15 protein-coding genes and 3 pseudogenes are annotated in these 19,536 nt (G+C 68.0%); 9 read left to right on the top strand and 9 right to left on the bottom strand.

Annotated elements, in window-relative coordinates; translation table 11 throughout:
* The first annotated feature begins 115 nt into the window (after positions 1-115).
* Together AC5Y4H_RS16475 and AC5Y4H_RS16470 are read left to right on the top strand one after the other, a co-directional pair.
* Entirely contained in the window at positions 116-919 is an 804-nt protein-coding gene (locus tag AC5Y4H_RS16475; protein WP_499983239.1) for a mycofactocin-coupled SDR family oxidoreductase, read from the top strand.
* A gap of 144 nt (positions 920-1,063) precedes the next feature.
* Positions 1,064-4,264 (top strand): Kelch repeat-containing protein, encoded by a 3,201-nt coding sequence (locus AC5Y4H_RS16470; RefSeq protein WP_499983238.1) that lies wholly within the window; start codon positions 1,064-1,066, stop codon positions 4,262-4,264.
* 18 nt (positions 4,265-4,282) lie between these two features.
* Here AC5Y4H_RS16470 and AC5Y4H_RS16465 read toward each other — a convergent pair.
* The 3 pseudogenes from AC5Y4H_RS16465 to AC5Y4H_RS16455 all read right to left on the bottom strand — a co-directional run.
* Positions 4,283-5,083, bottom strand: a pseudogene (locus tag AC5Y4H_RS16465) (ABC transporter permease); the annotation flags it as partial.
* Positions 5,084-5,446: 363 nt separating this feature from the next.
* A pseudogene (locus tag AC5Y4H_RS16460) lies at positions 5,447-5,863 on the bottom strand (ATP-binding cassette domain-containing protein); the annotation flags it as partial.
* Between the two features lie 120 nt (positions 5,864-5,983).
* Positions 5,984-6,904, bottom strand: a pseudogene (locus AC5Y4H_RS16455) (FHA domain-containing protein); the annotation flags it as partial.
* Positions 6,905-7,205: 301 nt separating this feature from the next.
* On the opposite strand from AC5Y4H_RS16455, the gene AC5Y4H_RS16450 reads away from it, so the two are divergent.
* Positions 7,206-8,024 (top strand): L,D-transpeptidase, encoded by an 819-nt coding sequence (locus tag AC5Y4H_RS16450; protein WP_499983237.1) that lies wholly within the window; start codon positions 7,206-7,208, stop codon positions 8,022-8,024.
* 185 nt (positions 8,025-8,209) lie between these two features.
* Here AC5Y4H_RS16450 and AC5Y4H_RS16445 read toward each other — a convergent pair whose 3' ends face one another.
* Positions 8,210-8,746 carry a hypothetical protein gene (locus AC5Y4H_RS16445; protein ID WP_499983269.1) on the bottom strand — a complete coding sequence of 179 codons (537 nt, stop codon included), beginning with the start codon at positions 8,744-8,746 and terminating at the stop codon, positions 8,210-8,212.
* A 496-nt stretch (positions 8,747-9,242) separates the two neighbouring features.
* Here AC5Y4H_RS16445 and AC5Y4H_RS16440 point away from each other — a divergent pair, with 496 nt between their 5' ends.
* The 4 genes from AC5Y4H_RS16440 to AC5Y4H_RS16425 all read left to right on the top strand — a co-directional run bounded on the left by AC5Y4H_RS16440 (position 9,243) and on the right by AC5Y4H_RS16425 (position 12,986).
* Positions 9,243-9,584 carry a DUF732 domain-containing protein gene (locus AC5Y4H_RS16440; protein ID WP_499983236.1) on the top strand — a complete coding sequence of 114 codons (342 nt, stop codon included), beginning with the start codon at positions 9,243-9,245 and terminating at the stop codon, positions 9,582-9,584.
* A 167-nt stretch (positions 9,585-9,751) separates the two neighbouring features.
* A complete protein-coding gene (locus tag AC5Y4H_RS16435) occupies positions 9,752-10,096 on the top strand; it encodes a DUF732 domain-containing protein (protein WP_499983235.1) in 345 nt (114 codons plus the stop codon).
* A gap of 47 nt (positions 10,097-10,143) precedes the next feature.
* Positions 10,144-11,547: a mannitol dehydrogenase family protein gene (locus AC5Y4H_RS16430; protein WP_499983234.1), complete on the top strand. Its 1,404-nt coding sequence runs from the start codon at positions 10,144-10,146 to the stop codon at positions 11,545-11,547.
* Positions 11,544-12,986, top strand: a complete 1,443-nt coding sequence (locus AC5Y4H_RS16425; RefSeq protein WP_499983233.1) for an FGGY-family carbohydrate kinase — start codon at positions 11,544-11,546, stop codon at positions 12,984-12,986. Before AC5Y4H_RS16430 ends, AC5Y4H_RS16425 begins: the two co-directional genes overlap by 4 nt.
* Here the strand turns inward: AC5Y4H_RS16425 and AC5Y4H_RS16420 are convergent.
* A complete protein-coding gene (locus tag AC5Y4H_RS16420; protein WP_499983232.1) occupies positions 12,931-14,430 on the bottom strand; it encodes a bifunctional phosphatase PAP2/diacylglycerol kinase family protein in 1,500 nt (499 codons plus the stop codon). The two genes, AC5Y4H_RS16425 and AC5Y4H_RS16420, sit on opposite strands and share 56 nt — an antisense overlap.
* A 28-nt stretch (positions 14,431-14,458) precedes the next feature.
* Between AC5Y4H_RS16420 and AC5Y4H_RS16415 the strand changes: the two genes are divergently transcribed.
* Positions 14,459-15,232: a hypothetical protein gene (locus tag AC5Y4H_RS16415; RefSeq protein ID WP_499983231.1), complete on the top strand. Its 774-nt coding sequence runs from the start codon at positions 14,459-14,461 to the stop codon at positions 15,230-15,232.
* Here AC5Y4H_RS16415 and AC5Y4H_RS16410 read toward each other — a convergent pair.
* The 3 genes from AC5Y4H_RS16410 to AC5Y4H_RS16400 form a co-directional block, all read right to left on the bottom strand.
* Positions 15,220-15,891, bottom strand: coding sequence for a GAP family protein (locus AC5Y4H_RS16410; protein ID WP_499983230.1), 672 nt, complete (start codon positions 15,889-15,891; stop codon positions 15,220-15,222). The two genes, AC5Y4H_RS16415 and AC5Y4H_RS16410, sit on opposite strands and share 13 nt — an antisense overlap.
* Before the next feature lie 66 nt (positions 15,892-15,957).
* Entirely contained in the window at positions 15,958-16,611 is a 654-nt protein-coding gene (locus AC5Y4H_RS16405) for a GAP family protein (RefSeq protein ID WP_499983268.1), read from the bottom strand.
* A gap of 74 nt (positions 16,612-16,685) precedes the next feature.
* Positions 16,686-16,991: a hypothetical protein gene (locus tag AC5Y4H_RS16400; protein WP_067134226.1), complete on the bottom strand. Its 306-nt coding sequence runs from the start codon at positions 16,989-16,991 to the stop codon at positions 16,686-16,688.
* 231 nt (positions 16,992-17,222) lie between these two features.
* On the opposite strand from AC5Y4H_RS16400, the gene AC5Y4H_RS16395 reads away from it, so the two are divergent.
* Positions 17,223-18,665, top strand: coding sequence for a glycosyltransferase family 39 protein (locus tag AC5Y4H_RS16395; protein WP_499983267.1), 1,443 nt, complete (start codon positions 17,223-17,225; stop codon positions 18,663-18,665).
* Here AC5Y4H_RS16395 and AC5Y4H_RS16390 read toward each other — a convergent pair whose 3' ends face one another.
* Complete coding sequence (locus AC5Y4H_RS16390; protein WP_067938239.1) at positions 18,666-19,487, bottom strand: glycoside hydrolase family 16 protein; 822 nt, start codon at positions 19,485-19,487, stop codon at positions 18,666-18,668.
* Positions 19,488-19,536: the final 49 nt, after the last annotated feature.

The following is a 19,536-nucleotide window of genomic DNA, read 5'->3' as shown; positions in this document are numbered from 1 at the left end:
CTCGGGCAACAAGTAGTTCCGGGGGTACCGGTACCGAAACCTAGCCTGAGGCAACCGATTTCACCGCGACACCCAGTTGCCGGTAAACGCCTTATCGGCTGGTAGCTTTACCCCCATGGGTGCCTTGGATGGACGCGTGGCTTTTATCACCGGCGGAGCTCGAGGGCAGGGCCGCGCGCATGCGTTGGCGCTGGCGGGTGAGGGAGCCGACATCGTGGTCGCCGACGTTCCCGCCGCGATGACGGACCTGACCTATCCGCTGGGCACCGAGGACGACCTACGGGAAACGACCAAGCTGGTCGAAGAGCTGGGCCGGCGGTGCCTGCCGCTCACCCTGGACGTGCGCGATTCGGCCGCCGTCGGTGCTGCGATCAAGCAGACGGTTGCCGACATGGGCAGCCTCGACATCGTCGTGGCCAACGCCGGAATCGTCAGCACCGGGCTGCTGGAAGACGTCAGCGACGTGGTGTGGCAGCAGCTGATCGACACGAACCTGACCGGCGCGTTTCATGTCCTGCGGGCAGCCATCCCGGTGATGCGGGAGCAGCGGTTCGGCAGGATCGTGGTCACCTCCTCCATGGGCGGCCGCATGGGCATCCCGGAGCTGGCCGCGTACAACGCCACCAAGTGGGGCGTCATCGGCCTGGCGAAGTCTGCCGCCCTCGAGGTTGCCAAGGAGGGCATCACGATCAACGTCGTCTGCCCGACCACAACCCAGACACCGATGGTGCAGCCCACCGGAAGTGATGACGTCCCCGACGACTTGGTGCGCCGGATGACCAAAGCCAACCCGATACCGCAGCCCTGGCTGCAGCCCGAGGACGTCAGTCGCGGGGTGGTGTACCTGGTCACCGACCCCGGGGTCATCACCGGAAGCGTGCTCGAGATCGGCCTCGGCGGCAGCGCGCGCATCCACTGACCAACGCCTGAAAACGAGCCCCCGCGGTTCGGCGGGCGCCACCTCACGCCTTCCGATGATCGTCGCCTGAACCGCACGGACGACGGGCGGATGTTCGCTACGCTTGACCCGATTCGTACATCCCTGGGAAGTTGAGGCCAGGTAATGGCTGAAAGACCCAAGACTCGCGCCCCGGCGTCGGGACGGCGCGAGGTCGTGGCGGAGTTAGCCGCTGCCGGATTCGACAACGCGCGCCAGATCGCCCGAGGCGCCGCCGGAGTGGTGTATTGCTGTCGCGAGACCGCGCTGGGGCGAAACGTTGCGATCAAGGTGCTACCGCCGTTCAGCGACGACGCGGGTCGCGAACGTTTTCTCCGCGAGGGCTACGCGATGGGCGGACTGTCCGGGCATCCGAACATCGTCAACATCCTGCGGGTGGGCGTCACCCCGGAGGGCCGTCCCTACATCGTCATGTCGTACTGCCCCGCGGGTTCGCTGGGTCTGCGGGTGCAGCGCGAGGGGCCGATCGCCTGGCCGGAAGCCGTGCGGATCGGCGTGAAGTTGTGCGGGGCGCTGGAAACCGCACACTTGAGCGGCACCTTGCACCGCGATATCAAGCCGGCGAACGTACTCGTCAACGACTACGGCGAACCGCAATTGACCGATTTCGGGACCGCCCACGTCCCCGGCGGCTACGAGACGGCGGCCGGATTGTTCTCCGGCACAATCGATTACCTGGCGCCCGAGATAATGACGGGCGAGCCCGCGACGGTCGGCAGCGACGTCTACTCACTCGGCGCCACGATTTATGCGCTCATCGCCGGCAACCCCGCATATGAGCGCCGCGGCAACGAAGACCTGCTCGCCCACTACACGCGGATCAACAACACGCGGATCCCGGACTTGCGTCACAACGGAATCCCGGACACGGTGTGCTCGGCGATCGAGATGGCGATGTCGCCCGACTTGGATGAACGTCCCGCGTCAGCGGCGGATTTCGGCCGCGGGTTGCAGGAGAGTCAGCGCCGCAACGGCCTCAAACCCGATGCGATGGCCATCACCGCCGCCGCCGGCTCGGGACGCACCGTGGGAACCTCGGCGGGTCTGTCGGAGACGCGGACCGTGTCGCCGACCGGACGAGGCGGTAAACCCGGCGCGTCGACCCAACGGCCGCCCCGGATCGCCAAACCCGGCCCACGCAGTGCCGACTCGGAAAGCGCCACCTCGCTGATCAATCCGCCGAAGACTCGCGGCAATACGGCGACGCCGTCACGGCCCGCCGGCCCACCACGCTCCGGTCCTCGCAGTCCGTTCGCAGACGCGCGCGGACCGACTCCGGCCACACCAAACACATCTGAGCCGACCCAGGCGATTGCCGAATCCACGAGCATGACCGAGGCGATCCCCCCGTCGACCTCTCCGGACCCGCGCGCGGTCGCGCGTCGCGGGCTGGCCGCCGGAGCCGTGGCGTGGATGGGCTCGTCGAAAAAGAAGCGCAACCGCGTGACGGCGCCACTGATCGCCGTGGGAATCGTGGTGGCCGTGCTGGTGCTGGGCATCGGTGTGTACGTACTGCTTTCGCAGGGCAGCAAGCATCACAGCGCCGCCGCGAACCAACCGAGCGGCCAACCGGTGAAATGGCAGCCGATCACGAATGCCCGCATCGCGCGCCAAGCGGCGGCGACCACGCAAGCCGACGGCACCATCTGGATCTTCGGCGGAATGGGAAGCAACCGCGCACTCGTCCCAAACCACGAGGGCTATGACCCGGTCATCGACAGCTGGAAAAGCGGTGACGATCTACCCGTTCCGGTTCAACACGCGATGGCGGTGACGTGGCAGGGCAACCCGATCGTGCTCGGGGGCTGGCGCGCCGCCGGTGCGCAAAAGGTTGCGAGCGACCAGGTTTGGCGCGTGGTCAACAGTCACTGGGTCGAACTCCCCCACCTGTTGCAGCCCCGGGCGGCAGCTGCGGCGGCGGTGGTGGGCGACCGCATCGTCGTCACCGGCGGCGTCGACTCGAACGGCGCGCTGCTGAACACCGTCGAGATCTTCGACGGCAATTCCTGGACGCTGGGCACCCCCATACCGACGCCCCGGCAGCTGCTGGCCGCGGCGTCGGACGGGAAGGTGGTGTACGCGGTGGGCGGCACCACCGGAACCACCGAGCTGGCAACGGTCGAGGCGTATGACCCTGCCGCCAAAACCTGGTCGCGCTTGCCCGACCTTCCCCAGCCGCGTGGCGATCTGGGCGTGGCGATCGCCGACCGGCGCCTGGTCGCGGTCGGGGGGCAGTCGGCGGGGCAAGTCCTCAAGAGCGTGTCGGCGCTCGATCTGACGACGAACACGTGGGCCGGCCTGCCGGACATGGCGACGGCGCGGCACGGCATGGCTGTCGCCGCGGTGGGGCAGGCCGTGTACTCGATCGGCGGGTCGAGCGAGGTCGGCGACGGCCAGGCGACCTCGTCGGCGGAGGCGTTGCAACTACCGGCGCGCCGAATGCAACCGGCCGCGCAGTGGCGTTCCCTGCCCGACGCACCAACGGCGAGATTGATGACGGCGTGGACCGTGCTCGACGACAAGATCTGGATCGTGGGCGGCTTGCGCGATGGAGTCGCGCTGCAGACGGTCGAGAGCTACGACCCGCGCACCGGAGCCTGGCAACCGCAACCCGCATTGCCCGTCCCGCTGCATCACGCCGCGGCGGCAACGTATCGCGGTGAGGTGGTGGTGCTCGGGGGCACCAGCGGCGACCTGACCCAGGCATCCGCCAAGGTGTTTGCGCTGCGCGGCGGCAAGTGGGTCGAACTGCCCAGCCTCACCCACGCTCGCGCGGCGCTGGCAGCGACGGCGGTCGGCGACAAACTCGTAGTCGTCGGCGGCCAGAACGCCAAGCAGTTGGTTCCACAAACGGAGGTCTTCGACGGCGGCGCGTGGCACGACGCAGCCAACATGCCGACCCCGCGCGAACATCTGGCTGCCGTGTCTGACGGCACTTACGCGTACGCGGTCGGCGGGCGATTCCTGTCGGCCGACAAGAACTCCGCGGCGTTCGAACGATTCGACCCGCAAACGGGGACGTGGACCAAGCTGGTCGACATGCCGACCCCTCGTGGCAGCTACGGCGCCACATTCATCGACGGCCGGATCCTGGCGGTCGGCGGCGAGCAACCGACACAGGTGGTGGGGGTGGCCGAGATGTACGACATCGCTAACGGAACGTGGTCGACCCTGCCGCCCATGCCGACTCCGCGCCACGCCGAGGTGGTCGCAACGGTGGGCAACACCGTCTACTGCATCGGCGGCGCGAACCGGCCCACCCACGAAGGCCCGGTCGCCACCGTTGAGGCGTTGGACTTCATCTAGCCGCGAGACGGGCGTGGGTCAGGGCCGCCTGAGCCGGCTGCGCCAACCCACGAAACTTGCGTACACGACCGTCAACAGCGCCAGCATGCCCACGTCGAACAGCCAAGTTTGCGCCGTGTGCTTGAAGTGGCTGTCTTTCGGCGCGAGCGGTCCAGGCTCGATCGCCCACAAGTCGACGGTCGAGGCCTGCGCCGCGAACCCCCAGCGCGAGGGCACCACCCAAGACAATTGGTCGAGACCGATCCGGTCGGTGACGGGCACCATCCCACCGCAGAGCACCAACTGCAGCATCAGAGAAACCACCAGCAGCGGCATGATCTGCTCGTTGGAGCGGGCGAGGGAGGACAGGACCATGCCGATCATCGCCGCGGTGACGCACATCGCGGCGGTGGCGACGTACAGCTCGAGGGTGGCGCTGCCGAGAAGCAGGGCCGGCCGCGTCGGCGCTCCCTTGCCCAGAATCGTGATGGTCGTCGCGATCGCCGACTGAACCACGGCGAACACGGAGAACACCGCCATCTTCGCGAGCAGATACGCCTTGGTGGACAGGCCGACCGCCTGTTCTCGACGAAAGATGGGGCGCTCGCCGATCAGGTCGCGAATCGTCAGCGCCGTACCCATGAAGACGGCGGCCATGGTGAGCAACATCAACACCGAGCCGGGTTCATCGGACCCATCACCATTCGGATCGGCGACGCGGAAACCCGTCGAACCCGGGACGGTCAGCGCCAGTGCACCCATCACGAACGGCAACAGCGCCAGAAATATGAAGTAGGCACGGTCGGCAAAGATCAACCGAATCTGGCGGCGCGCGATCGTGGCGAACTGGCGACGCGTGCTGGAGCGGGCCGGCGCGCCCAGATCCGCCGGCTTCTCCGCCTCGGCTCCGGCCGGGGGTGGTTTGAGTTGGGCCAGGAAACGACGGTTGGCGGCGTCGGGATCCGCGCCCACCATGCCAAAGATCTTGGCCCAGTTGGCGGTTCCCATGGTCGCTTCGATTTCGGCGGGCGGACCGCAATACGCCGTCTTGCCGCCGGGCGCCATCAGCAGCACCTGGTCGCAGAGATCGAGGTAGCTCAGCGAGTGCGTCACCACGAGCACCACGCGACCGGCGTCGGCCAGCTGCCGCAACATGGTCATGACCTGTAGGTCCAACGCCGGATCCAGGCCGGAAGTCGGCTCGTCGAGGATCAGCAGCGACGGTCCGGTGAGCAGCTCCAGTGCCACCGAGGCCCGCTTGCGCTGTCCGCCGGAGAGCTTGTCCACCCGGGTGTCGGCGTGCTTGGTCAACCCGAGTTCCTCGATGACCTGCGCGACGACCTGCGCGCGATCTTGTTTGCTGGTGTCGGGCGGCAGCCGCAACTCAGCGGCGTAATTCAGCGCCTGGGTCACCGTCAGCTGGCGGTGCACGACATCGTCTTGAGGCACCATCCCGATCCGGCTGCGCAATGACGCGAAACTGGCGTGAATGTCATGACCCTCGAAGGTGATTGAGCCAGCGGTGGGACATGTGGCCCCGGCGATGAGCCGGGACAGCGTGCTCTTCCCGGCTCCGGACCCACCGATGAGGGCGGTCAGCGTGCCGGGTCTGGCCGTCATCGAGACCTTCTGGATCAGCCGCTTGCTGTCGACTTCGAAGTCGACCTCGCGCACCTCCAGCCCGCCGGTGCGGGTGGCCGCTTCGGCACGACGAAGCAGGATCTCACCGTTGAACACCAGGTCGACGTTGCCGATCGTGACAACGTCGCCCTCGGTCAGCGGGGCCGACAAGATCCGGGTGCCGTTGACGAAAGTGCCATTGATGCTGTGCGCGTCGTGGATCTCCACGCCGGTTGCGCTCGTGACCAAGTAGGCGTGATGGCGCGACGCCAAGACATCCGAGATGACGACGTCGCTGTCTTCTGCGCGACCGATCACGGTGGCGCCCGTGGGTGGCGCGGCGAGCGTCGTTCGCGACCGCTGGACAGCGCGCCGCAGGTTGGTGCTGTCGAACTGTGCGGCTTCGAGGGCTTCCGCCCCGATCTCGGTCAGCGGCTGGCCTTTTGCCGCCGGCTGAGCGGGTCGCTCCGGTGCCGGTGCCGGTTGGGGACCGCGGGGCGGCACCGATTGACCCGGATAACCGACGGCGCGGCGTGGGCCGCTCGCCTGCTGTGATGCCGGTGGCGGGCCGCCCGGGGCGTATCGGAGCGGGGCAGGTTGCGGTCGCGCGATGCGCGGCGACGAGCCACCGGGCTGCTGCGGAGCCTCCGGACGATGCGGCCTCGGGGCGCCGGGGCGCGCGAGCGCCTGCATCCCCTCGACCGTTGGCGGCAGCTGCCCCACCGTCCTCTCGTGGCTTTCGATCACGAAGCTCAACCGCGGCCCGTCGGGGCTGCCCACGTTGATGCTCTGGCCGTCACGGATGTCGACGACGGGAACCCGACCGCCGTTGACGAACATTCCGGTCGCGGACCCGTTGTCGATCGCAATCCATTTGCCGCGATCGAAACGCAATAGCAGGTGTGCCCGGGCGATCAGCGGATGTGCCACGCGCATGTCGGCGCGCAGGTCGCTCCCCACGACGACATCGTTTCCGGCGGCAAAACTGCGCCGTGACCAGTTCGATTGAACGGTCAGCACGGGCGGTACGGGCCTACTCATCCACTCAGTATTCGACCCGCCATCCGCGAGCGCCAGCGTTTCGCCATATTGGCCTGCAGTTCACTGATTGTCTTTGCTGACTGCACCGGTTGGGTGTCATTGGTGTCAAGTCGGGAACCCCGCATCCGGGCCACGGGCGGGTCACAACACCATCGCAATTCACTACCCGCCGCCGGACTGAACACCCTTGGCCAAACCGTGACCGTTGCGTGGCTAAATATCAACGCGCCCTTACACTTTCGCAGATCAGCGCACATTTATCATCCCTATTACAACTAGGCCATCAAAAGGAATTGGAGCCATGCGGGCGGGTGTTCGGTGTGTTCTTGCGGTGATCGGAGCCGCTGCGAGTGTTGTCGTGACCCCGGCCGACGTGAGCCTGGCGGCGTCGAACCCGTCGCACGGCTTCGCGATCGCGTCGGTTCTGCCGGCGCGCGACGATGTGGTCGGCGTGGCACACCCCGTGTTGGTGAGATTCACCGCGCCCGTAGCCAATCGGCAGGCGGCCGAGCGGTCTGTCGAAGTCACATCAACGCCCCCGATGAGCGGCAGGTTCGAATGGCTCGACGACAATGTCGTCCGCTGGGTTCCGGACAGATATTGGCCGGCGCACAGCACTATTGCGTTGACAGTGGGCGGGGTGTCCACCGAGATCAAGACGGGTCCGGCCGTGGTCGGCGTCGCCAACATCTCCGACCACACCTTCACCGTGAGCATCGACGGGATCCAGACGGGACCACCTACCTCGCTGCCGGCGCCGCACCATCGTCCACACTTCGGCGAGCCGGGCGTGATGCCCGCCTCGATGGGTAGGCCCGAGTACCCGACGCCGGTCGGCACGTATACCGTCTTGTCCAAAGACCGTGCGGTGACCATGGATTCGAGCAGCGTCGGCATCCCCGTCGACGATCCCAACGGTTACCTGCTCACCGTGAACTACGCCGTCCGCATCACGAACCGCGGGCTGTTCGTGCATTCCGCTCCGTGGGCCGTTTCGTCGCTGGGGCTGGAGAACGTCAGCCACGGCTGCATCAGTCTGAGTCCGGATGACGCCGAGTGGTACTACGACCATGTCAACGTCGGCGACCCGGTGATCGTCGTGGACTCGACTTACAACTAGGGGCCCTCCGCGCCAGGAGCAAGTCCGGTGCGGGGCTTCAATCTCTCTGATGTACAAGGCTTTTCAAGCGCGCACCAGCAACTGCCGCGCATTGACCCGGCGCCTTGGGGCCGTACGCCGCCGCCAGACAACGGGACGGGCGCGCTGGTACCAAACCAGCGGGCCCGTCCCGTCCGAAATAGGCCTCAGCTCGCGCCGGAGGGACCGGCCGGAACCGGCTGACCGGGCACCGGTCCGCCGCTCGGCGCCGGGCCGGTTGGCGCATCCTTCACTCCGGACATGTCAATGAGCGGAGCGGCCGCGTCCAGGGGAGCACCGGCAGCCGGCCCGCCGAGCGCAATCAGCGGCGCACCGGCCGGCACCACCGGCACCGGCGGCACTATCGGCACCGGCGGCGCCAGGGGTAGCGGCGGCACGATCGGCAGCGGCGCACCGACCGGTACCGGACCTGGCACAGCCATCGGCACGCCGGACATATCGATCATGGGCGCCGCGCACATGCCCCCGGCGGCCGGCGCGCCCGCAGCCACGGGGCCAGCGGCTAGGGCCGGGCCACCGGCGGCCGGCGCCACCTCGCCCGCCTGCCCCTCGATGCACGCGTTGCCACCCGTGATCAGCGGGGCGGCCGCCGCGCCGGGGCTCAACGCGATAGCAGCTCCGAACAACCCAACGCCGGCAACTACTTTGATGTTGAACCGATCGACGATCGCCATCAGCGTCAACTCTCCTCTATTCACGCTCAGCTATTTCCGCAGTGGTGCAGCAGGCCCGCCTGGCCGTACCGAGGTCACTTTCGCGACCGCGCCAATTGTCGGCAGGACGCGCGCGACACGCGCCACGCCGCACCGCGCCGTTTCCAAATAGTGACGTCACAACGCTGTCACGAACCAAAACACAAGCGGCAGACAGCAATCGACCTGCACGAATGGGGTTGCGCCCCAGGCTCGCTGAACGATTTCCGGCCGAATCTCGGCTCGCCCGATCATGGCCAGGCTCGATGCCGCTCGCCGCGCCGGGCGCCGAATGGCTCCAAACATCGCTGAGGACGCCATCACGGGCCGAAGGTCAGTGGTCACCCGGACCGGACTTCGGATCTCACGGAAATTAACTTTCCGCAGGTCCCTCACAGGAAACTGTTGGTGAACAGTTATCGCGTTAAAGGTTACATAAAGGTTAACATCGAGATTATAACGGTTGACAGAACGAGGAGCGGAGACTATGCCACCACGTCGTCTCACCACCGGGTTCATTGGTTCGGCCCTGCTCGGCTGCCCACTTCTCGCCAGCCTCATCTGGGCCGGCCCAGCGCACGCCGATGCGGCCGCGTTCATCAATGACATGCACAGAGACGGAGTCCACGCCGTCAGCGGTGGCGACGCCGCCCTGCTGCAGGCGGGCCTGAACGTATGCCAGCAGCTGTCGTGGGGCGCTCCCGAATCGCAGCTCGAAGGTTTGGCGCTGCAACGCTCCGACGACCGGCAAGGGGCAGGCGGGCTCAGTCCCCAGCAGGCCAACGACATCGTCGGCTACGCCGAGCGTGATCTTTGCCCGAACGCCTAGGGGTGATCTGAGCTTTCGCACTTGGCCCGCACAGGAGCGTGGCGCCAATGTCGTGGCCGGCCGTTCTTGGCCGACTGTTCACTCTGTCGATTTGTTTGTGCCACGGGTCTTCGCACTTTTGTGTAAAAGTGCATCATCCGCATCGGGCGCAGACAAGGAGATGGATGATGGCGGCACGCAGGCGTTGTGTCAGGTTGGTGGGTGCGGCGCTGGCGAGTGGCCCGCTCGTGCTCGCCGCGGTCCTCTGCGCAGGCCCGGCGCGGGCCGACCAGGCCGCCTTTCTCAACGACCTGCACAATGCCGGTATCCACGCCGTCAACGGTGGCGACCCGGAGCTGTTGCAGATGGGTGCGGACCTCTGCCAGCAGCTTTCGTGGGGCGCTTCTCCGCAACAACTGGAGGGTCTGGCGCTGCAACGCTCGGACGCCGACCAGGGCACGGGTGGAATCAACGGTCGACAGGCCGCGGACGTAGTGATCTTCGCCCTGCGCGATTTGTGCCCTAACGCCTGAGGCGGATTAGCCCCCACGCGCACCGGTCCGCGCTAGGGTCACCTCGAGTGAAGCTCAACGCAGCGAACCTGACCGGCCTCAAGATCCCGGTCCCGACGTATGACCGCAGCCAAATCGGCGTCGGCATCGCGCATTTCGGCGTCGGTGGTTTTCACCGTTCCCACCAAGCCATGTACATCGACCGGTTGCTCAGCGACGGGCTCGCCCGGGACTTCGGGATCTGCGGAATCGGTGTGCTGCCGGGTGACCGGCGCATGCGCGACGCGCTGCGTGGCCAGGACCATCTCTACACGCTGATCCTCGAACACCCCGATGGCACGCGGCAACCGCGGGTGATCGGCTCCATCGTCGATTACCGTTATGCGCCCGACGATCCCGGATCGGTCGTCGATCTGCTCGCCGATCCGGCCACCCGCATCATCTCCCTCACCATCACCGAGGGCGGCTATCAACCACCACTGAGCGCGGTGTTCGGGTTGGTGGCCGAGGCCTGCGATCGGCGGCGCGAGCGCGACCTGCCCTCCCCCACGATCGTTTCCTGCGACAACATCGCCGGGAACGGCGACATGGCGCGGCACGTCTTCACGTCGTGGGCCGAACAGATCAATCCCGCACTCGCGCAGTGGATGCGCGAGAAGACCACCTTTCCGAACTCGATGGTTGACCGGATCACGCCGGTGACCACGCCCGATGTGCTCGAGCGGCTGGACTCCGAATTCGGTGTGGCCGACGCCTGGCCCGTCACCGCGGAGCCCTTCGCCATGTGGGTAGTCGAGGACCACTTCGCCGCCGGGCGGCCACCGTTGGATCGAGCCGGGGTACGGCTCGTCGACGACGTGGCCCCGTACGAGGCGATGAAGTTGCGGCTGCTCAACGCCTCGCACCAAGGCCTGTGCTATTTCGCATACCTTGCCGGATACCGGCTGGTGCATGACGCAGCCCAGGACCCACTGATCGCCGAGTTCCTTGCCCGCTATATGAATTCCGAGGCCATGCCGACGCTGCAGCCCATCCCGGGGCTGGACGAGTTCCGGGCCGGACTCCTGCCGCGCTTCGCCAACGCCTACATCCGCGACACCGTGGCCAGGTTGTGCGCCGAGTCCTCGGATCGCATCCCCAAGTGGTTGTTGCCCGTGGTGCGCGACAATCTGCGCTCCGGCGGCGCGGTGCGGCTGTCCGCGGCGATCGTCGCGAGCTGGGCACGCTACGCCGAGGGCGTCGACGAACAGGGCCAACCGATCGAGGTGGTTGACCGGCTTGCCGACTCCCTCGTCCCGATCGCCCGCTCGCAACGCGACAACCCGGTCGCATTCCTGGCCAACCGGCCGGTCTTCGGTGATCTCGCCGACCACGACCGCTTTCGCGAGGCCTACCTGTGGGCGCTTGATTCGCTGCACCGCAACGGCGCGCAGGCAACGCTGCGGGCGCTGATCGGCGCGGGCGGATCATGACCCTGGTCGCCGGCATCGACTCGTCGACGCAGTCCTGCAAGGTGCTGGTGTGCGACGGCGCCACCGGCCGGGTGCTGCGCCAGGGACACGCCAGTCATCCGCTCGGCACCGAAATCGACCCGGCGGCATGGGAAATCGCCGCCCGAGCGGCCATCGCCGACGCGGGTGGCCTGGGCGGCGTCGAGGCGGTCTCCGTCGGTGCGCAGCAGCACGGCATGGTGTGCCTGGACGGGACGGGGCGGGTGGTGCGTCCCGCGCTGCTATGGAATGACGTGCGATCAGCCGACGCCGCGCGGGCACTCGTCGGCGAGCTCGGTGGCGCGCGAGCCTGGGCCCGGGCGGTCGGCGTCGTGCCGCTGGCCGCGATCACGGTGGCGAAACTGCGCTGGCTGGCCGACCACGAGCCACAGCACGCCGACCGCACCGCGGCGGTCTGCCTGCCGCATGACTGGCTGACCTGGCGGTTGCGCGGCGAGCCGGAAATCGCGGCGCTGACCACCGACCGTAGCGATGCCAGCGGCACCGGCTACTACGACGCCGCAACGGGCGCTTACCGATTCGACCTACTGGAACTGGCGATGCGCGGCCGTCGTCCCGAACTGCCGACCGTGCTCGGCCCGTCGGGGCGAACCGACGGCGGCGCAAGCGCATTCGGCGCGGGACTCGGGGACAACGCCGCCGCGGCGCTGGGCCTGGGGGCCGAGGAGGGCGACGTGATCGTCTCCATCGGGACCTCGGGGGTGGTAGCCGCCGTCACCGCGGATCCGGTCCGCGACGACGCGGGATTCGTCGCAGGATTCGCCGACGGCGCCGGGCGCTACCTTCCGCTCGTGTGCACCCTCAACGGGGCGCGGGTGCTTCAGGCCGCCGCCGCGATGCTGCAGGTCGGCCAGGACGAGCTGTCCCAGCTCGCGCTGTCGGCGCCTCCCGGCAGCGCCGGGCTGGTATTGGTTCCTTACCTGGAAGGTGAACGAACCCCTAATCGCCCCAACGCAACTGGAGCACTGCATGGCCTGCGGGTCGCCAACGCGACGCCGGCCAATCTGGCCCGGGCCGCGGTGGAGGGGCTGCTGTGCTCGCTCGCCGACGGTGTTGCCCATCTGACCGCTAACGGCGTCGTCGTGCGCCGCATCCTGCTGGTCGGCGGCGGCGCGCAATCGCGGGCGCTGCGCGAGATCGCCCCCACGGTGTTCGGCATGCCGGTGCTCGCACCCACCCCGGCGCAGTACGTCGCGCTGGGCGCGGCGCGGCAGGCGGCCTGGGCGCTGAGCGGATCGACCCGTCCGCCCGTGTGGCGGCCGCCGCCCACCGACGAATACACCGCCGACCCCGCGCCCGAGGTGCTGGCGCACTACGCGCGGGTGCGCGACCTCACCGAGGGAGTCACTGGTCGTCGCGAAGCGGACGAAACACCGGAAGGACTCGGTACTTCGCGCTGAAGCTGGCCTTGTCGTACTGGTCGCCGACCTCGCCGTCGCAGGCGATGACCGTAGGACCGTCGACGGCGCTGAAGCTGAATTCCGGCACCTGCAACTCGTGGTAGAGCGGGCTGCGCTCGAGGCGCCCCAGGACGAGCGCGGTCAGGATCCTGGTCCTTGCCCAGGGCCGGCCGGTCTCGAGGATGCGGACATCGATCAGGCCGTCGTCCATGCGGGTCCGCCGCGACGGCGCGAACCCGGTCGGCAGGTACAGCGAATTGCCCAGGAAGAACAGCGATGTCAGCAGGGTCTTGTTGTCATAGCGGACGCGCACGGGCTGATCGGTGCGCAGCGTGCGCAGCATGGCGTAGAGACCGGCCAGCGGCTTGCCGATGCGCCTCTCGAGTTTTTCGCGTCGCCGCACGAAGGCCGGATACGCGCCGATGCTGGCGGTGTTGAGGACCATCTGAGTTTCGTTCATGCAGACCAGGTCCACGCACGCCACGTGGCCGCGCCGGATCGCGTCGACCGTCTTGGCCACGGTGTCACAGCCGATGTCCTTGGCGAAGTGGTTGAACGTCCCGGCGGGAAAGACCGCGAGGGGAAGTCCCGCGTCGATGGCCACCCCCGCCGCGGCCGCGACGGTGCCGTCACCGCCGCCCACAGCCAGCACCTCCGCGCGTTCGGCCGCATCCCGCAGAACCTGCACCGGGTCGTCGTCGGGGCCCAGTTCGCGGATGTCGACCCTGGGCAGCTCGGCGCGCACCTCGTCGACGACCCGGGCGCCGGTGCCGCTGCCCGACTTTGGGTTGATGACCAGGACCACGCCGGCGCCGTCGGGTCGCTGTGGCGCGGCGACGCGGAGCGGCTCGGTTCGCGGACGGGCGGTTTCGGCGATCGGCGGGACGAGCCGCCCGCCAAGTACGGCCAAGCCGGAGCCGATGCCGAATCCCGCGATGACGTCGCCGGGGTAGTGCGCGCCGGTCGCCACCCGCGACAGTCCCACCAGGCCGGCCAGCAGCGCCAGCCCGAAGCCCAGTGGCGGGTTCTCCAGCCCCACCCCGATGGCGAACGCGGCGGCGCTGGCGGAGTGTCCGGACGGGAGCGAGTTCGACGTCGGGCGCCGGCGGACCTGCCTGATCAGCGGCACCAAGTCATAGCCGGGGCGCGGCCGCCGGCGGATGCGCTTGGCGACCTGGTTGGTGACCAGGCTGGTTGCGGCGAGCGTCACCAATCCGCGGGTGGCGCCGCGCTGCGCGCTTTGCCTGCCGGTGGCGAGCAGCGCCGCGCCGATGCCGACCCAGAGCTTGGAATGGTCCGCCGCGCGGGTCAGCGGGGGCATGACCGTGTCCAGCAGCGGGGTGTGCGTCTCGGCGATGGCATCGAACAGTTCGCGGTCCAGCGTGCCCAGTCCCCGGGTGATCTGTTTGATACCGCGTGCGCGCCGTCGAGGCCCCCTGATCATTCGCTACACCCTAAATTGGTCCGAAGACATGGACGCACAGGGCTATTGCATGAGGTGGCGGGACAACGCCGAACGCCGGGGCGTCGCCGCGCACGTCGTCGCCGAGATCACCCGCCAGCACGACGTCACGGCCACACGCTTCGGCGTTCTCGAGAACATGGCCGAGCTCACGGACCCGCACGGCAAGTCGTTTTTCCTGATACCGCCCTACGCCGACGGCGCCCGGGCCCGCGATGCCGCGCTGATGACCTACATCTTCAACGCCGATACCGGCTACGGTAAGCCGGGCGGGCAGCCGACCGACTTTCCGGCCACCCCCTACAGTGCCGCCGAGGTTGGGCGAATCATGTTCCGGCAGAACGCAAACCGCTGGAGCTACGGCCGCGACGTGCCCTTCGTGCACCGCAACGGGGGACGCCTGGTCGCCACCCCCAACGGCATGCTCATGGGCCTGGGCGGCAACCGGATCCAACGGCTGTTCAGCCAGCGGGGCGGCACCACGTGGGGTGACATCTTCATGATGAACACGGGCAGGCCCGCCGACCCCGGCGGGCAGCTTCGCCGAGTCGTCTCATCCGGGTACGCCTGGTATCTCGACGGCAGCGGCACGCCCCGCCAGAGCCGCCTCGACCTGGACCGGGTGTTGCATCACGAAGAGCGGCACGCCGCCCAATGGGCAGACAATGGCTACCTGGGCATGCTCGCCGCATACGGCCGGGAGTTGTGCCGAGAGTTGGTCTTTGGCGCGGTGAATAGGTTCGAAGAGGACGCGGGCCTGTCCGACGGTGGCTACAGGGCGTGAATCCCGTGGTAGAGCACCATCGCACCGATCACCACGAAGACCGCCGCGAGCAGGGCGCCGTTGTTGCGGTCCATCCAGTCCTTGAGCCGCGTCAGCGTGTCGTCGAGGCGGCTGCCGGCCGCCACGTAGGCCAATATCGGGATAGCGACGCTGGAGGCGGCGATGGCCACGAAGAACGCCGCGGCCGCCCAGTCGCCGGCAAGACCCAATCCGCTGGTGCCGATGCCCAATCCCGCGGGCACACAGATGAGCGCCACATCCGGACGCACCACGGCCAGCACCGCCCCGATGATCCCCGCGCGCGCCGGGGTGATGCTTTCGAACGAGCGCATCCAGGCTGGGGATTCGGCCTGCCCGTGCCGCTTGAGCCATCGGTAGATGCCGTAGACGATCAGCGCCGACCCCAGCACCACGCGCAGCCACGATGACCACCGCGGTGGCGCCTTGTCGAGGCCGCCGAGCAGACCCGAGGCCGCGACGGAGAGCGCGGTCAGCGCGGACAGGCTCAGCAGCCAGCCGCCCAGGAACGCAAGGCTGCTCGGCCGCGGCCGCGGCGCCTGTAGCACCAAGACCGCCGGAATGACCGTCAGCGGTGAGAGCGAGATGACCAGTCCAAGCGGAACGAGCCCGGTCAGCACCGTCCCCCAGCTTCCTGCCATGGGCGGCATCCTTCCATTGCCGTGCCCGCGCGGCGCCGAAACGCGCCATACTCGACCCGAACCGGGTCAGGCCAGCGTGTGAATCCCGTTGTAGAGCACTATCAACCCGATCAGGAACAGGATGACGGCCATCATCGCGTCGTGGTTCGCCTCCATCCATGCTTTGAGACGTTCCAGGGCGTCGTCGAGGCGGTCACCGGCGGCGACGTAAGCCAATATCGGGATGGCGACCGTCGATGCGGCGAGCACGACGAAGATCGCGGCCGCGTTCACCTGAGCGCCCGCGCTGAGGCTGCTGTTGCCGACGGCCAGGCCGGCGGCCGCGCACAGGATCAGCACCTCGGGCCGCACCGGCACCAGTACCGCGCCCATCACTCCGGCGCGTACCGGCGAGAGCGTGGAGAACGAACGCATCCAGCGCGGCATGTTGCGCTGGCGATGCCTGGTGAACCAGTGATAAGCGGCCAGGGCGATCAGCGCCACGCCGAAGGCCAGCCGCACCCAGGCCGCCCATTTGGGTGGGGTCGCGTGGAAGCCGCTGAGCAGCTCCGAGCCGCTGACGAACGCGGCGGTCAGGGCGACCAGGCCCAGCAGCCAGCCGCCCAGGAAGGAGAGGCTGGCCGGGCGCGGGCGCGGCGCGTGCAGCACCAGCACCGCGGGAATGACCGTGATTGGCGACAGCGCGATGACCGCCGCCAACGCGACGAGTTTGCTCAGCACCGAGGCCCAACTTGCGTCCACGGGCAGCAATCATCGCATTGGCGTGGCGCCCACGCAGCCGTTGACAGCGCCGGTCAGCCTTTGCGGCGCAGCGTCCACGCGGGCACCCAGTGGGTCACGGTTCTGCGCTTGGATCCGTAGGCGACGGGATAGGTGACCAGGCCCCACCAGTCGCCCTGCTCGCACAGGGCCCAGCAGCTCAGCCACCCCTCGACGACCTTGTGCAGCTGCAGACCGTTGGGCTGATACCGCCCCGAGCGGTGCGGCTCGCGCGGGAACAGGACCGTCAGGTCGACTAGAACCGCGATCGCCGGACGGACCACCCGGAACGGGCTGCGGACCGGCTGTCCGTTGTACCCGATCGACGCGAGCGGACCCATCGATCGATCATACGTTCGAATGGGCGCCCGGTTGAGCCTCCTGATCGGCCCGGTTGGCTTCTGGCAACATAGCGGTGTGTTCAGCCAAACCGCGACGTCCCGGGCGGTTCGGTGAGCATCGGAGCTACCGAAGCAGCACGGGCTCGCCGGGGTGCGCTGGACGGTCGCCGATTGGCGACACCGGCCGCGCTGGACCCGTTGGTCGTGGCGATCGTGGCGGCCGCGGTGAGCATGGCCGGCGCCGCCCGGCCCTCATTCTGGTACGACGAGGCCGCGACCATCTCCGCCGCCTACAGCCGGTCGCTGGCCCAGCTGTGGCACATGCTGGGCAATGTCGACGCCGTCCACGGTTTGTACTACGTCCTCATGCACGGCTGGTTCCAGGTCTTCCCGCCGACCGAGTTCTGGTCGCGCGCGCCCAGCGCCCTGGCGGTGGGCGGCGCGGCCGCCGGCGTCGTGGTGTTGGGGAAGCAGTTCTCCTCCCGCACCGTCGCGGTGGCGTCCGGCGCGTTCTGCGCGATCCTCCCCCGGACCACGTGGGCGGGCATCGAGGCCCGCCCTTACGCGATGTCGATGATGGCCGCGGTGTGGCTGACCGTCCTGCTGGTCTATGCCACGCGCCGCGACACCGCGTGGCTGTGGCTGTCGTATGCCGTCGCGTTGGGGTGCTCGATCGTGCTCGACGCGTACCTTGCGCTATTGCTGATGGCGTATGTCGTGTTCGTGGGCGTCTTCCACCGGAGCCGAAAAACGTTGCTGAGCTTCGTGATTGCATCGGTTGCGACGGTGGCCGCGCTGTTGCCGTTCCTAATGACGGTCGCCGGCCAGGCGCACCAGATCAGTTGGGTCGCACCCATCGGTCACCGCACCATCGAAGACGCGCTGATGCAGCAGTACTTCGAGCGATGCCCCCCGTTCGCAGTGCTGTCTACGCTGCTGATCGGCGCGGCAATCGCGTTGTGGCTCAGCGGGTCCGCGCGTCTGACAGGGTCGCAGCGCCAACTGCTGGTGCTCGCGACGGGGTGGCTCGCGGCACCGACGGCCGCGATCGTGACGTATTCGGCGCTGGTTCACCCGATCTATACGCCGCGCTACTTGTGCTTCACCGCGCCCGCGGTGGCGTTGATACTGGGCGTCTGCAGTGGCGCGGTGACCGCCAAACCGTGGGTGGCCACGGCGCTCGTCGGCCTGTTCGCAGTGGCCGCCGCGCCGAATTATGTTCGGGTGCAGCGCAACCCGTATGCCAAATACGGCATGGACTACAGCCAGGTCGCCGACCTGATCAGCGCGAAAGCGGCGCCGGGCGATTGCCTGTTGGTGAACGACACCGTGACGTTCATGCCGGCTCCCATGCGCCCACTGCTGGCGGCGCGCCCCGATGCCTACCGCAAGCTGATCGATCTCACGCTCTGGCAGCGGGCGACCGACCGCAACGACGTGTTCGACACCAATCTGATCCCCGAGGTGGTGGCCAGACCGTTGAGCCAGTGCGGCGTCGTCTGGATCATCACTCAGGCCGACCCGTCCCGGCCGGCGCACGAGCAGGGCCCGGCCTTGCCGCCGGGCCCGGTCTATTGGGCATCGACCGCCTTCGCGGTGCCGCATGACCTGGGCTTCCGACTGGTCGAACGCTGGCAGTTCAACCTGGTTCAGGTGCTCAAAGCGGAGCGATAGTCACCAGATGTGGATCCAGTCGACGAGCATGTCGGCAGGGTAGGTCGCCGCGGCGGGATCGCCGGCGCCGACCCCACCGACGGCGAGGGTGAACATGGGCGTCATCCAGTAGCCGGGGTTGTTGAACGGCCACCGGAAGTCGTCGGGAGCGCCGCCGTGGACGTGGATGGGTTTGTTCGGAACGCTGAAGTACTGCGCCCCGTCCCGGGCGAATTCAAACCCTTCCTCGCCCCAGTGCATTCGCCAGGTGTGCCAGTTGCCGTCGACCATTCCGGGGATCGACTTGCCTTCCCAGGTCTTGCCGTTCGACGCGGCGTGCACCGTCGTTCCCGGAGGCCACGAACCATTGCCGTACCACTCGAAGAGGTCAACCTCGCCGTCGGGCAGCGGATCCTCGTTGACACCCCAGAATGCGGACCACAGGCCCGGGTCCAAGCAGTTCAGCTTTATCCGAGCTTCCCAGGTCTGGTTGATCATGCTGCGGAAGTTGCCCCGCAGTTTGGCGCCGTAGTAGGTGTCCCCCTCCTGGGTGGCGCGCAAGACCAGGTTGGAGTTGCCGTCTTGGAACACGTTTCGTCGGTCGTCGCGGTATATGCCCGCGACCGGCGGGAAGACGTCGTCCTGCCAGGTCTGGATGGTCCATTTGCCCGGGTCGGGAGCCGAACCGGCCGGGCCGTCGAACTCGTCGGCGAAGATGAACGGCCCACCCCCGGCTGACGGCGGCGCTGCGGGCGCCGACGGAGTGGCCCAGGCACCCGGCAAGCGCATCGCAGCCCCGATCATGCCGAGGCCCGACATCAACATCATGCTGCGACGATCCATCTAAACCACCAATCGTTCAAAGCCGGCTCGTCAAGCTCGGCGAGATCTC

The sequence above is a fragment of the Mycobacterium sp. NGS58 genome (assembly GCF_059812385.1).
Note: the sequence above shows the minus strand (reverse complement) of the source record. Positions and strands in the feature narration are given on the sequence as shown.